Source organism: Stenotrophomonas sp. 22DLJC03, assembly GCF_056861405.1.
Window position 1 is genome coordinate 312,399 of the sequence record NZ_JBSPUG010000001.1, and the last position, 12,773, is coordinate 325,171.

General features: G+C 65.9%; 10 protein-coding genes. 7 read left to right on the forward strand and 3 right to left on the reverse strand.

The genetic code is table 11. The features are described from left to right. Positions 1-62 precede the first annotated feature (62 nt). The 7 genes from ribH (at position 63) to AC13GA_RS01385 (ending at position 7,759) form a co-directional block, all read left to right on the forward strand. Positions 63-530 carry a 6,7-dimethyl-8-ribityllumazine synthase gene (ribH, locus tag AC13GA_RS01355; RefSeq protein WP_164158874.1) on the forward strand — a complete coding sequence of 156 codons (468 nt, stop codon included), beginning with the start codon at positions 63-65 and terminating at the stop codon, positions 528-530. After that, positions 527-1,006, forward strand: a complete 480-nt coding sequence (gene nusB, locus AC13GA_RS01360; protein WP_482997396.1) for a transcription antitermination factor NusB — start codon at positions 527-529, stop codon at positions 1,004-1,006. Before ribH ends, nusB begins: the two co-directional genes overlap by 4 nt. A gap of 120 nt (positions 1,007-1,126) precedes the next feature. After that, positions 1,127-2,089, forward strand: coding sequence for a thiamine-phosphate kinase (thiL, locus tag AC13GA_RS01365; protein WP_051562411.1), 963 nt, complete (start codon positions 1,127-1,129; stop codon positions 2,087-2,089). Positions 2,090-2,630: 541 nt separating this feature from the next. Beyond that, on the forward strand, positions 2,631-3,365 hold the full coding sequence (locus AC13GA_RS01370) for a CS1 fimbrial subunit B flags: Precursor (protein ID WP_482997397.1): 735 nt from the start codon (positions 2,631-2,633) through the stop codon (positions 3,363-3,365). A gap of 109 nt (positions 3,366-3,474) precedes the next feature. Continuing rightward, positions 3,475-3,969, forward strand: a complete 495-nt coding sequence (locus AC13GA_RS01375; protein ID WP_482997398.1) for a CS1 type fimbrial major subunit — start codon at positions 3,475-3,477, stop codon at positions 3,967-3,969. 63 nt (positions 3,970-4,032) lie between these two features. Next, on the forward strand, positions 4,033-6,537 hold the full coding sequence (locus tag AC13GA_RS01380) for a TcfC E-set like domain-containing protein (protein ID WP_482997399.1): 2,505 nt from the start codon (positions 4,033-4,035) through the stop codon (positions 6,535-6,537). A gap of 34 nt (positions 6,538-6,571) precedes the next feature. Next, positions 6,572-7,759 (forward strand): hypothetical protein, encoded by a 1,188-nt coding sequence (locus AC13GA_RS01385; protein WP_426354365.1) that lies wholly within the window; start codon positions 6,572-6,574, stop codon positions 7,757-7,759. A 44-nt stretch (positions 7,760-7,803) separates the two neighbouring features. Here AC13GA_RS01385 and AC13GA_RS01390 read toward each other — a convergent pair whose 3' ends face one another. The 3 genes from AC13GA_RS01390 to AC13GA_RS01400 all read right to left on the reverse strand — a co-directional run bounded on the left by AC13GA_RS01390 (position 7,804) and on the right by AC13GA_RS01400 (position 12,746). Further along, positions 7,804-8,211 carry a hypothetical protein gene (locus tag AC13GA_RS01390; RefSeq protein ID WP_482997400.1) on the reverse strand — a complete coding sequence of 136 codons (408 nt, stop codon included), beginning with the start codon at positions 8,209-8,211 and terminating at the stop codon, positions 7,804-7,806. 507 nt (positions 8,212-8,718) lie between these two features. Beyond that, positions 8,719-11,076 (reverse strand): autotransporter family protein, encoded by a 2,358-nt coding sequence (locus AC13GA_RS01395; protein ID WP_482997401.1) that lies wholly within the window; start codon positions 11,074-11,076, stop codon positions 8,719-8,721. A gap of 248 nt (positions 11,077-11,324) precedes the next feature. After that, positions 11,325-12,746 (reverse strand): ATP-binding cassette domain-containing protein, encoded by a 1,422-nt coding sequence (locus AC13GA_RS01400; RefSeq protein WP_426354361.1) that lies wholly within the window; start codon positions 12,744-12,746, stop codon positions 11,325-11,327. Positions 12,747-12,773 lie beyond the last annotated feature (27 nt).

Below are 12,773 nucleotides of genomic sequence, written 5' to 3' on the forward strand. Positions count from 1 at the left end.
GCCAGCCACGGCCGGGGCCCATCCACGGTAGAATTACCCCTTAATCGAATCCCAAGCCGCATATGAGCCACTTCGAAGGCGATCTTCGCACTCCCGAATCGGCGCGCTTCGCCATCCTGGCCAGCCGCTGGAACGCCCGCATCACCGACACGCTGGTTGCTGGCGCGCGCCAGAGCCTGGCCGGCAACGGCATTGCCGAAGCCAACATCGACGTGATTCGCGTGCCGGGTGCCTGGGAACTGCCGCTGGTGGCCGCACGCCTGGCCGCCGCACATGAACACGCCGCCATCCTCACCCTCGGCTGCGTGATCCGGGGCGACACCCGCCACTACGAACACGTGGCCGACCGCTGCGCCGAGGGCCTGATGCGCGTGCAGCTGGACTTCGGCGTGCCGGTGCTGAACGGTGTGCTGGCGGTGGAACGCGTTGAAGACGCCGAGGCCCGCGCAGGCGGCAGCCACGGCAACAAGGGCGAAGAAGTCGCAATCGCTGCATTGGAAATGGTCAACCTGCTGGAGCAACTGCCATGAACAAGAACACCCAGGGCAAGCCCTCCGGTAAACCCGTCCGCCGCGATGGCGTCGATCCGGTGCTGCGCTCGCGCGCGCGCCGTCGTGCTGTGCAGGCCATCTACGCCTGGCAGATCTCTGGCGGCAACGCACAGTCGCTGATCGCCCAGTTCGCCCACGAGCAGGCCCGCGAAATCGCCGATCTGGCGTATTTCGAAGCGCTGGTGCATGGCGTGCTGGACAATCGCAAGGACATCGACGAAGCCCTCGGCCCGTACCTGGACCGTGGCATCGACGAAGTGGACGCAATTGAACGCGCCGTGCTGCGCCTGGCTGGTTACGAACTGCGTTACCGCCTGGACGTGCCGTACCGCGTGGTGATCAACGAAGCCATCGAATCGGCCAAGCGCTTTGGTTCCGAACATGGCCACACCTACGTCAACGGCGTGCTGGATCGTGCCGCCGTGGAATGGCGCAAGGTCGAATCGGGTCACTGACCCACCTGTGGTAATGCCGGCCGCTGGCCGGCAACTGCAGGGATCCTGAGGTTGCCGGCCAGCGGCCGGCACTACCGCCCACCGCGCACGGCGCGGCACGTACAAACGCGGGAGCGCCCCATGTCCCTGGCCGAATTCGCCCTCATCGACCGCATCCGCGCCCGCACCGTTGAGCGCGACGACATCGTGCTCGGCATCGGCGATGACGCCGCGCTGCTGCAGCCGCGCCCGAACGAACAGCTGGTGGTCACCGCCGACACGCTCAACAGCGGCGTGCATTTCCCGGCCGAGACCCCGGCGTTCGACATCGGCTGGAAGACGCTGGCCGTCAACCTGTCCGACCTAGCGGCGATGGGCGCGCGCCCGGCTTGGTGCACGCTGGCGCTGTCGCTGCCCGAGGCCAGCGAAGACTGGATCGATGCCTTCGCCGATGGCTTTTTCGCCCTGGCCGACCAGCATGACATCGCCCTGATTGGCGGTGACACCACGCGTGGCCCGCTGTCGCTGTCGGTCACCGCGATGGGCCAGGTATCCCGCGGCCAGGCCCTGCGTCGTGATCGCGCACAGATTGGCGATGACATCTGGGTCAGCGGCACTCTCGGCGATGCTGCCGGTGCACTGCGCCTGTGGCAGCAGGGCGCATTGAACGTCACTGCCGCCACCTTGCTGGCCGACTACGAAACCCTGCGCCTGCGCCTGCTGCGTCCCACCCCGCGCGTTACCCTGGGCCTGCGCCTGCGTGCATTCGCGCATGCCGCCGTGGACATCTCCGATGGCCTGCTGGCCGACCTGGGCCACATCGCTGCACGCAGCGGTGTACGCGCCGAAGTCGATGCCGATGCATTGCCGATGTCGTCGGCACTGCGCGAACTGCTCGGCCGCGATGGCGCCCGTGACTGCGCGCTGCACGGCGGCGACGACTACGAACTGTGCTTCACCGCCGCCGCCGACCAGCGCGACGCGCTGCACTACGTGGCCGAATCGCTGGACGTGCCGATCACCCGCATCGGCCGCATCATGGAAGGGCAGGGCGTGCACACTGAAGGCCACGACGGCCCGAGCGGATACGAGCATTTCGCCTGACACACGAGAACGCCGGGCATGGCCCGGCGCTACCGTGTTGCTCTGGTAGGTGCCAACCTTGGTTGGCACGGATGTGTCGGGCCTTCGTGCCGACACTGCGTCGACCAAGGTCGACGCCTACCAAAACGCCGGGTTGTCCTGGTGGGTGCCAACCTTGGTTGGCACGGATGTAACCGCTCTGCGCGCCGCCTCTTTGGCGTAACCCTTAAACGTGCGGAACGGGCGTGCCACTTCTTGGCCGAATCGCTGGACGTGCCGATCACCCGCATCGGCCGCATCATGGAAGGGCAGGGCGTGCACACTGAAGGCCACGACGGCTCGAGCGGATACGAGCACTTCGCCTGAGTGCGGCAGGGATTGGTGTCCTGCCGGTACGCGGCTGCGGGCAGGGGGCCTTGGTGGCCGGCCATGCTGGCAGCACGGGCGATGAGCATTTAGGAATCCTCCGAATTCGCCGCTGCGCGCTTCGGCTTACAACTATTTTCATAGCCGGGCGTTTGACGCGACGGCACACTTCACGCTCCTGAAAACGAGCGGTCCCATGTCACGTGTCGTCCATGTCCTGCTGCTGTGTGCGCTGGCTTTTCCCAGCCACGCCAGCGCACCGCAGATCAATGTCGGCGTCCTCTTCGACTACCTGCAGCCTGGCAGCAGCAACCTGCTCAAACGCATCCGCAATACCGGCGCCGGTACCGCCTACGTCCGGGTGGAAGTGGCAGAGATCGTTTTCGATGCCGATGACAAGCCCGTCGAAGTTCCGGTGGATGCGCCATCGCTGGTGCGCAACGCGCCTGGGGCGCATGGGGTCATTGCCAGTCCCAGCCGCCTGATCATCGCAGGCAACGGCCAGCAGGCCACACGTCTGGTGTATCGGGGCCTGCGCGACGAGGAACGCTACTACCGCCTGCGCTTCGTGCCGGTGGCGCCCAGTGCCGAGGAATTCTCGCTCAGCGAGGAACAGGCACAGCAGGCCGCAGAGCTTTCCTCGGCCATCCGCGTGTTCACCGGCTTCGGCACCGTGCTGTTCATCGCGCCACAACACCCGCGCTATGACACCCGCATCGAGTCCGGCCAGATCCACAACCACGGCAACGCCACCATTGTTCTGGAAAACCTGCGCCAGTGCGAGCGGGCCAAGGTCGACGCCTGTACGCCCGGAATCATCGTGCACGTACGCCCCGGCCGCTCTCACCTGCTGGTGTCTGACGATACGCATTTCATCCGTTACGACCTGAAGGAGGGCGAACGCCAGCGCAGCATCGACAGCCGCCGCTGACCGTCCTTCCCCCACCAACGCCATTGTCCCGCCCGGGCCCGCCAGGAGTCCGATGGGACAGCTTTGCCCTTGTCCTGGCTTTTGTACCCACTCACCCTGGAGTATCTGAATGTCCTTCTTGAAACACGCGATGGCGGCTGCGGCAGTCCTGCTCATCACCCCGGCCGTCAGCTTTGCGGCTACCGAAACCAAATCGATCACCGTCAATGTGTCGGCTGACGTGCCCAACGTCGCCGGCCTGCAGGTGTCCACGCCGGACGGCTGGGAAGGCCTGCCGCAGAATCTGCCGTGGGATACCGCACGCCAGGTGCTCGGCGAACTGACCGGTCGCGTGATCAACGTGAAGTCGTCGGCTGCCATCACCGCCTATCTGTCCGCCCCGGCGCAGATGGCCTCGGCCGCGGACGTCGTGGATCTGGCGGTGAAACTGGACAACGTGGTCGTGCCGGCAACGGCCGCCGCCAAGATCACCGTTGCCAACGCAGCCCAGGCCGCATCCGGCAAGTCTCTGGCCTTCGCCATCGCGCCTACCGCACCGAGCGGCGGCTACAAGCAGGGTACTTACGGCGGTCAGTTCCACATGATCTTCGAAAGCGACATCTGACGCCTGCCGAGCTCTGTGCCTTCCTGCCCCACCGCGCGTGCGGCAGGAGGGCCAATGTCATCTATGCGCCTTTCACACCTACCTCCGCAACCGGTTCCGCTGCGGCTGGCGGTTGCCATTGCCGCCCTGCTTGCTGCTGCCTCGGCGCAGGCAAACGCAGGCGCGCCAGACGCACAGGTCAGCCTGCTGGAGCAGCGCGACCGCATGCCTGCGGAGTTCCGCGAGCATCTGTTCGGCAATCCGCTGACCGTTCGCGTGGAACTGGACGGGCAGTACCTGGGCGACGCCGAAGTACTGCTGCATGAAGACAACCGCGTACAGCTGATCGGCTTCGTCGAAAGCATCGACAGCCCGTGGCCGCAGAGCGAGCGCACGCGCTGGGCCGAGCAGCTGGCCGAACCGCTGCCGCTTGGCATATGCGCGCCGCAGTGCCGTGGCCTGGCCGCGCTGCACTACAGTCTGGCCAATTCACTGCTGAGCCTGTTGACGCCGGCAACTGCCAGTGCGGAACAACGCAACATTGCCCTGCCGGCGTCCGGCAGCCACGGCTTGATCGTACGTAACAGCCTGGCCGTGCATGGCGGCCAGGACCAGCCGGCCAGCGCACGCTACAGCGCTGAACTGAGTGGCAGCATCGGTCTGTGGAGCACGGTTGGCAGCTACCAGTATTACGCCCAACCCGGCAGCACGGAGCACTATCTCAGTGCGCTGTATGCACAACGCGAGCTCGGCGATCATTTCGTCCGCGCGGGCTATTTCCTGCCCACGTTCGAGGGCATCATCCGCCAGCCACGCGCGCCGGGTACGCAGAATGACACCGCACTGGGAGTGATGTTCGGTTCGTCGGATGTACTGCTGGCCGATACGCGCAGCGCCAGCGTCTATCCGGTCTATGTCACCGCCAACCGCGAGGGTGTGGTGGAGATTCTGCGCGACGGCAACCTGCTGGCCACACAGGCCGTGAAGCCGGGCGTGCAGGAGATCGACACGCGTCGCCTGCCAGGCGGCATCTACGATGTGGTACTGCGGGTCATTGAAGACGGCCAGGAGGCCTCGCGCGAAACCGCCTCGATCCACAAACCCAGCCGTTGGCGTGATCCCACTCGACGCTGGCGCTACAGCGCGTTCGCCGGCCAGCAGCGCAGCCTGCTCGACAGCGATCGTTCAATGCAGGAGGGCGAGATCGCCGCCGGTGCGGTGGTCAACTACCTGTTGCACCCGCGCGCCGTGGCCGGTGCCACCGTGCAGCAGATCGGCACGCGCCGCGCCACCGGCCTGTCGATGGACTGGCAGGCCAGTGATCGCTTCAGCGCCTACACCAATTTCTACACCTCCAGCGATGCCGGGCGCGGCGTGGATCTGCAGGGACTGTATCGCTACCGTGCCGGTTCGGTGGTCGCCAACCATGCGCGCAGCTGGGCAGAGCAGCGTCATCGGCTGCCCGCCAGCGAGGGTGCGCCGCCACGTTGGGAAACCCGGGGAGGCTGGCAGGACACCACGGCCGTATCGATCACCCATCGCTTCAGTCACCGCGATAATGCCAGCCTGCGTGTGGCCCGCAGTTCCGGCTTCACCCGTGGCACCGGCATCGACGTTTCCTACGGTCGCCGCGAGACCCTGTTCGGCAGGCATGACGTCAACTGGCGTGTCTCGGCCTACGACCGTCCGGGCAGCCGCTTCACCCACTATCGCCGCCAGCGCGGCATCGATCTGACCGTCAGTGTGTCACTCGGCAGCGAGCGCCGCAGCTACAGCGGCAGCCTGGGCAGCCGGACCGGCGAAGCCGGCCAGCGCGACGGCTACGTCACCGCGGTCGCCACCCAGCGTGTGGATGGGAAGATTCTGCGCAGCGTCAATGGCATGGTCACAGCTGAACGCAGCGGTATCGGCGCCGGCGCGGGCGCCTATCTGCAGAGCCCACTGCTGGAAGGCGATGTGCAGCTGTATCGCGGTGCCGGTTCCGGCCACGTTGGCGGCAGCGCCAACCTGGACAGCACCGTGGTGATCGGGGGAGGACATGCTGCCGTGCTGGGCCAGGGGCGCAGCGGCAGCGTGGACACCGGCATCATCGTCGACGTGCGCAGTGACTTCCCCGATGTCACGTTGCGTGCCGACGACAGTCGTGGCGGTGGCGTGCAACTGCGCCCGGGACGCAACTTCGTTCCGGTCACCGCCTATCGTGCGGGACAGGTGCAGTTCGACTTCCACGGCCGGCACGCACCTGCGGCGGCGCTGCAGCCGTCGACCATCAGCTACCACCTCAACAAGGGCGGCGTGGTGCACACCACGGTGGATGTACTGCGCACCTTCACCGTGATGGGTCAGGTACTGGATGCCGATGGCAACGGCATGCGCGGTGTGCAGGTGATCAACCACGCCGGCCGCAGCGTCAGCCAGGAAGAAGGCTTCTTCACCCTTGAACTCAGCGCGCGCGCGCCGGTGGTGGAGCTGCGCTACCCGAACCGGATCAGCTGTGTGCTGACCATGGAGGAGGGCCGTCACCCCCGCGAAGGCGATGTACTGATGGTGGGTGGCATCGGTTGCCCGCCGTCGGTGGTCGCGCACTAGCCCATTGTTCCGACGAACCAGGCAGGTCTAAAGCATGACTATTGGCATCCGGCTGTTCCCGTTGCTGGCCGTAATGGCGGCGTTGCCTGCCACCGCACAGGTGGTGGACGTCAATGTCACCGGTGAATTCAGGCCCAACGCCCTGGATCCGGGCGATACCGCATTCCGCAACACGACACCCCGGGGCACCTTCTGCAACTGGAGGCCGGCCGAATGCGATAGAAACGGAGCCTATATCTTCGATCTCGGCAACCGCGAGTACTGGCGCAAGGAAGGGCCGAGCGACGACACATCAAGGCGTGATACCACCTACATCCGCTTCCCGCCGCCGCGTACGATCACCCTGCAGGAGGTGTCGAGCGGACGCACCTTCGAGGCGACCATCAGCTTTGCGGCGCTGTCCATGCGCATCAACTTCGGTGGTGGCGCCGATCCCTGGTACTACGGCGTCAGTGGAGGTTGCACGACCATCCGCGGCGCCGGTGGGCGTGGATGGTCGCTGGGCGGTTGGGCGGCGCGGACGCCAGCCAGCCCCACCGAGTGCTACAGCACCAACACGCGGTATGCCCGCACCTACTCCTACACGAACGTGGGGCTCGGCATCCACGTCACCCTGCCCAATGCAATGACGCTGCAGGACGGCCGTTACGTGGCCCAGGAAACCTGGACCACCGGCGGCGCCGGGGCCGACATCGATCTGGGCGACAACATCACCGGTGTCGAGGCCGTGCGCATGAACTTCGTGTTCGATGTGATCCACGACTTCCAGGTGCGCTTCGCCACCGAGGCGCCGCGCGTACAGTTGGCGCCCGAAGGGGGCTGGTCGCCCTGGATCGATCATGGCACTGCTCCGGCGAGGCTGCGCCAGGAGCTGCCGTTTCATCTGACCACGTCGATGGACTTCAGCATGAAGCTGCGCTGCCAGCACCACGTCGGCGACCAGTGCGGCATTCATGATCCGCAGGCGGACAAGCAGGTGCCGGTGGAGGTGGACGTCACCCTTCCGGGCATGAACAACCTGCGCGATGGTCGTCCGGCGCAGAACACCGTACTGCTGGCCGATGACGGTCAGGCACCGCGCTTCACGCCCGATGGCTACCTGATGCAGCGCCGTTCGACCCTGCGCTTCACCGCCGGGCGTGACGCGGTGCTGGAGATGGTGAAGACACCGGGCTCGCGCTGGGAAGGAGACATGACCGTGCTGTTCGACGCCAATCCCTGAGCCTGGGACAGGGATTGGCGTGGTCGAGGTGCCGCGGAAGCTGGCTACGCTACCCGAAACTGCACATCCACATACTCGGCCAGCCCACGGCAGGCCAGCAGCAAGCCTTCGCGCACGTCATCGCCCACCTGCTGGTCGGCATCGCCGTCCACGCGTACGCGCTCGATGGCGTGCAGCAGTTCCAGCAGCAAGGTCAGCCCGGCATTGGCGCGGTCGATGCGTGCCATCGCGAAGCCGAAGCACTTGCGACCTTTGTCCGGCCACGGTTGGCCGTCGGCAGCGTCCACCTGGCGGATGCGCTGCAGGCAGCCGAGCAGGGTGATGCCTTCGTCGGCGTGGGCGCACATCGTGCTGCCCAACGTGGTTTCGAGTGCTTTGGCCAGATCGTCCGGCAAGCGTTCGACGGCGTCGCCCAATGTGGCGAACAGATAGGGATAGAGCGAAGAAGTCATGGCGGCGTCCTTGAGTGCGGAGCAAGGGGCCGCCCTCGCGCTGGGCGAGGGCGGCGGACGGTGCGTGGTTGCAATACCGGAGGTTGATGTAGAAACGCCGGCGGGTACGAGACCCCCACGCACCGCCCGCCATAGGGCACGGACGGATTGCCTGCCGACGCCGCCCAACAAGGAAAGAGCGACGCCGACAGGCAAGCGTAAACAACAAAGTTGCCAAACGGGATTGCAAGCCCGTGCCACCCGTTGTCGGTGGCGCGCCATGATGTGCACGCAGGTGCTGCTGTACCAATCAGAGAAGTTTCAATTTCGAAAACGTTGCAGATGCATACTGCATGCGCTGCGCGAAGCCGAGCACGCATGCACGTGCCAGTTGCGACATGTGTTGTAGCGCCGAGCGCATCCTCGGCTCATCGCGATCTGACCGAAGAGCAGCCGAGTCTGGCTCGGCGCTACAGAAAGCAGAAAGCAGAACGGCGCCGGATCTCTGCGGCGCCGTTCGTGTTTACATCACCACTTGTAAGCCACGCTCAGGTTCGCCGTCGCTTCACGGTACCCACTGTCACCGCGCATCACCCCGAACCCGCCCCAGGCACTGAAGCCGGAACGGAATTCCACGCGCGCACCCGCGCTCAGTTCATAGCGGTTGCGCGGGATTCCGGCCTTCAGCAACTCGTCGTCGAAGGCGATGCCGTTACCAGCACCATCGCGGTACCAGTTGGCCGCCAGATACGGGCTGACCGAGGCACCGGCCGCACTGCGGCCTTCACCCTGCAGGCGCAGGCCTGCACGGCCGGACAAACCACTGTCGCCCAGGGCGCGCACCACGGTGCCATTGGTTTCGGTGTGTACATCGGTGCTGGTGTCGGTGTAGACCAGCTGCACCTCCGGCTGCAGGCTCAGCGCCGTGCTACCGATCTGACCGATGTTGAAGCGATAGCCGGCTTCCAGCGACGACTGCCAGATATCCGAGTCGTAGCGTTCCTCGGTCAGGCCTTCGCCCTGTACGCGGTTGCGGAACTGGCCGCGCTGCACGCTGGTATCCACATACAGCGCCTCGGTCCTCCAGTTGCCGTACACGCCCAGCGCCCCCCCTTCCACCCTTCCGCGTGCGCTGAAGCCGGTCAGCTGCGAACGCGAGGTGGCGCTACTGCGTGCAGCGGTGCCCATCACACCCACGCGGCCACGACCGTTGTCGAACACGCCGATGTCTGCCCCCAACTGCAGGCGCGAACGGTCCACGCGCAGGTCCAGCTGGTCATCCACGGCCGCCAGCTTGCTCTGGTTGGCATCCACGCGCGTCCAGCCGCGCACCCCTTCGGTGGCGGGACTACCGCTCTGGCGGTCGTGCCAGGTATGGCGCAGCAGTTGGTCCAGCGCGAACTGGTTGGCCAGATAGGCACCGGCCTCCGGGCGCAGCACTGGCACCGGGGTGATTGGATCAATCGGATCAACCGGGTCGATTGGCGTAACGGGGGTGCAGTCCGGCAGGGTCGGGTCGATCTTGCACGGGTCCGGTTCCGTGGCTAGTTCAGAACGCAGGTACCAGTTGCCGTTGGCATCCTTCACTAGGAAGTACTCGTACTGACCGCCCACCGCGCGGCCGACCAGATCGAACTGGGCATTGGACGCACCACCGATATCGATCAGCTCGATGCCGCGGTCGGTCTTGGCACCGGCACCGCCGGCGTTGAGCACGCGCACATTGGCCTGGCCGTTGGCGTCGCCATTGATCACCAGTGTGTCGGTCAGCGAGGTGTCATCGCCCAGCTGGGTGTTGAACAGCAGGGTGCCGCCGTTGCCGGTGAACGCATCCAGGCTGAGGGTATTGAAGCTGCTGCCATCGCCCAGCGCCACGGTCCCGCCCGCGCCAAGGGTAAGATGGCCGACCGTGCTGTGGCCGGTCATCAGCCAGGAGCTGTCGCGGTCGATGCTGGCCGTGGTGACGTTGGCGAAACGGCCATCGATCTGCGCCTTGTTGCGCAGTACCACGTCCAGGCTGCCGGTAACGCGCTCGGCCTCGAAGGTGATGTCGCCCGCAAGGCGTGCGTCATCCACCGTGAAGTGAACTTGGGCTTCGGATGCGGCAACACCATCGGGACGTACCAGCAGCAGGTGGCCATCGCCGCCGGACAGCTGCGAGCCATTGGCGACGGTGATGTCGTAGCGCACCAGCCTGCGCGGCGCCACCCAGATGGCGGCACCGTTGTCCGAGGCCACCTGGGTGTTGTCCATGCGCAGGGTGATGGGCTGACCGAGCACAGACGAAATGGTTCCGCCCAACAGCAGAACGCCGGAGTTGGCGCCTTCCACCCGGGTGCCGTTCTGCAGTATGGCGGTGCCCTGCTGCAGTCGCACCGCGTGGCCGTTGCTGAGCTTTGCCGCGCCCGGCGACGCCTCAGCGCGAACGAAAGAGGAATCGACGATGACGGTGCTGTTGGCGTCCGGCCGGCTGGGCGACTTGTCGAGGTAGATGCCGACGCTGAACCTGGCATTGGCACCGACCGAATGCAGGGTGCTTCCAACAATGTGTGCGGTGGAAAGGTCGCTGACCACCACGCTGCCGTCACGCAGCCCACTGTTGGTCATATCCAGCGTTGAACTGCCCTGCAGCACGATGTCGGCCCTCCCGCCACTGGACAGCGCTTCGACGCGGCCGTTGCGCAGCGTTACCTGTGAATCGGTGCTGCGGATCGTCTCCGTACGACCCTTTTCGACAGTCAGGCTGGAGCCATTGATTAGCGTCCAGGCTTCAATTGCGGTGCTCTCGCGCACGGTCGCGGATTGGCCATCCAGGTTGCGTGCCAGCACGGATGTTGCAGGAAGGGTCGCCAGGGCCAACAGCAGGCACTGGGTGAGGGGGCGCATGGGTAGGCACTGGGGACGTGCAGAATGACGGCGCATGGATCACTCCTGATCGGACGAATGTGTCTGGTTTGGACAGCCGCGTCATCGGCCGTCCCCCATCTCATCCGGGTGGCTTGATCTGTCGGCGATGCTATGCCAAAGACGACCGGGCATGTCCACTTCGACTCAAATTGTTCCGGCTCAGGTGTCGCAGTCCCATGCAACTTGTTGCAAAGTGTCGCGATCGGCTTCCTGCGTTGCTTGAGGATTCAGCGTGCGCCGGCACCGTTGCCGGCCGGCAGATCCAACTGCTGCGTGGGCTGCAGCGACTGGATGAAGCCCTCATCGTGGGAGATGACGACCAGGGTGCCCGGGTAGGCGTGCAGGACCTGCAGCAGATGGGCACGAAGGCTCATGTCCAGGTTGTTGGTGGGTTCGTCCAGTATCAGCAGGGTGGGCGGGTGGGCCGCCATCAGGGCCATCGCCAGGCGTGCGCGTTCGCCCCCTGACAGCTGGCCGATGGTCGTCTGCGCCGGAGCCTCACCACGGAACAGGAAGTCGGCCAGATGCAGGCGGCATTCGGAGGGGGTCCATTGGGGTTGGCATGCGGCCATCGCCTGCACCGGCGTCAGCGCGCTCGGCAGTGCATCGTAGTGCTGGTCGATCAGCGCCACCTGCTCCTTTGCCGGCAGCAGCCAGTCGCCTTCACGCTGGACATCGGTGGCACCCTGCAATGCGCGGGCGAAGGTGGATTTGCCGCTGCCATTGTCGCCGGTCACCAGCAGGCAGTCGCCCACCTCCAGGCGTACCTGCAGCTGCTGCACGACCAGGGGCGCGTGGTAACCGCATGCGCCGTCGGTGACCTGCACCACCACGCCCTCCCGGCGCCAGCCCGCGGGAAGCTGGAAGCGCGGCGCGATGACCTCGGCGCGCTGCAGCTGCCGGCGGCGCTCGGCGATGTCTTCCTGCACGTCTCGGATCTGCTGGCGTTTCTGTCCCGCCGTGGTGTTACCGCGCTCCAGCTTGGTGGCCGAGCGCACCGTGCCCCATTTGCGCTGCTCCACCTTCACCGCGCCACGCTTGCGTGAGGAGGCGGCGCGTTCCTGTTCGCGCATGAGAGCGTCGTGGGCCTGCGACTGCGCGCGGTCGAGGTCGCGCACGGTACGATCCAGCGCGTCGCGTCGGCGCTGCAGCTCCAGCTGGTGGTCGTGGTAGCGGCCCTGGAAGACCTCGATACGCTGGTTGTGGATATGCCACAGCGTGCCGCACAGCGCCTCGATCAGGGCGGTGTCGTGTGAGGCAATCACCAAGGTGCCGTGGTACTGGCGTAGCCGGGCCAGCAACGAGCGCCGTGCGCTGCGGTCCAGGTGGTTGCTGGGTTCGTCCAGCAGCAGAACATCCGGAGCTGCATCCAGCGCACGCGCCAGAGCATGGCGCATCTGTTCGCCGCCGCTGCGCGCCGATCCGTCCAGCACGTGCTGCGGCACGTAGGCAACGGATGCCCCGTCGCGCCAGTGGATCTGTCCTGCGCTGGGCGCTGTCTGTCCGGCCAGCATCCGCAGCAGGCTGCTCTTGCCGGTACCGTTGTTGCCGATCAGCGCGACACGCGTGCCTGCGGGCAGTCGCAGGTCCACGCCGCTGAAAAGCGCGCGGCCGTTGAAGTGAAGCTCGATGTCTTGCAGTTGCAGCATGGTGCGTAATCTCCAGCAGGCAGGCTG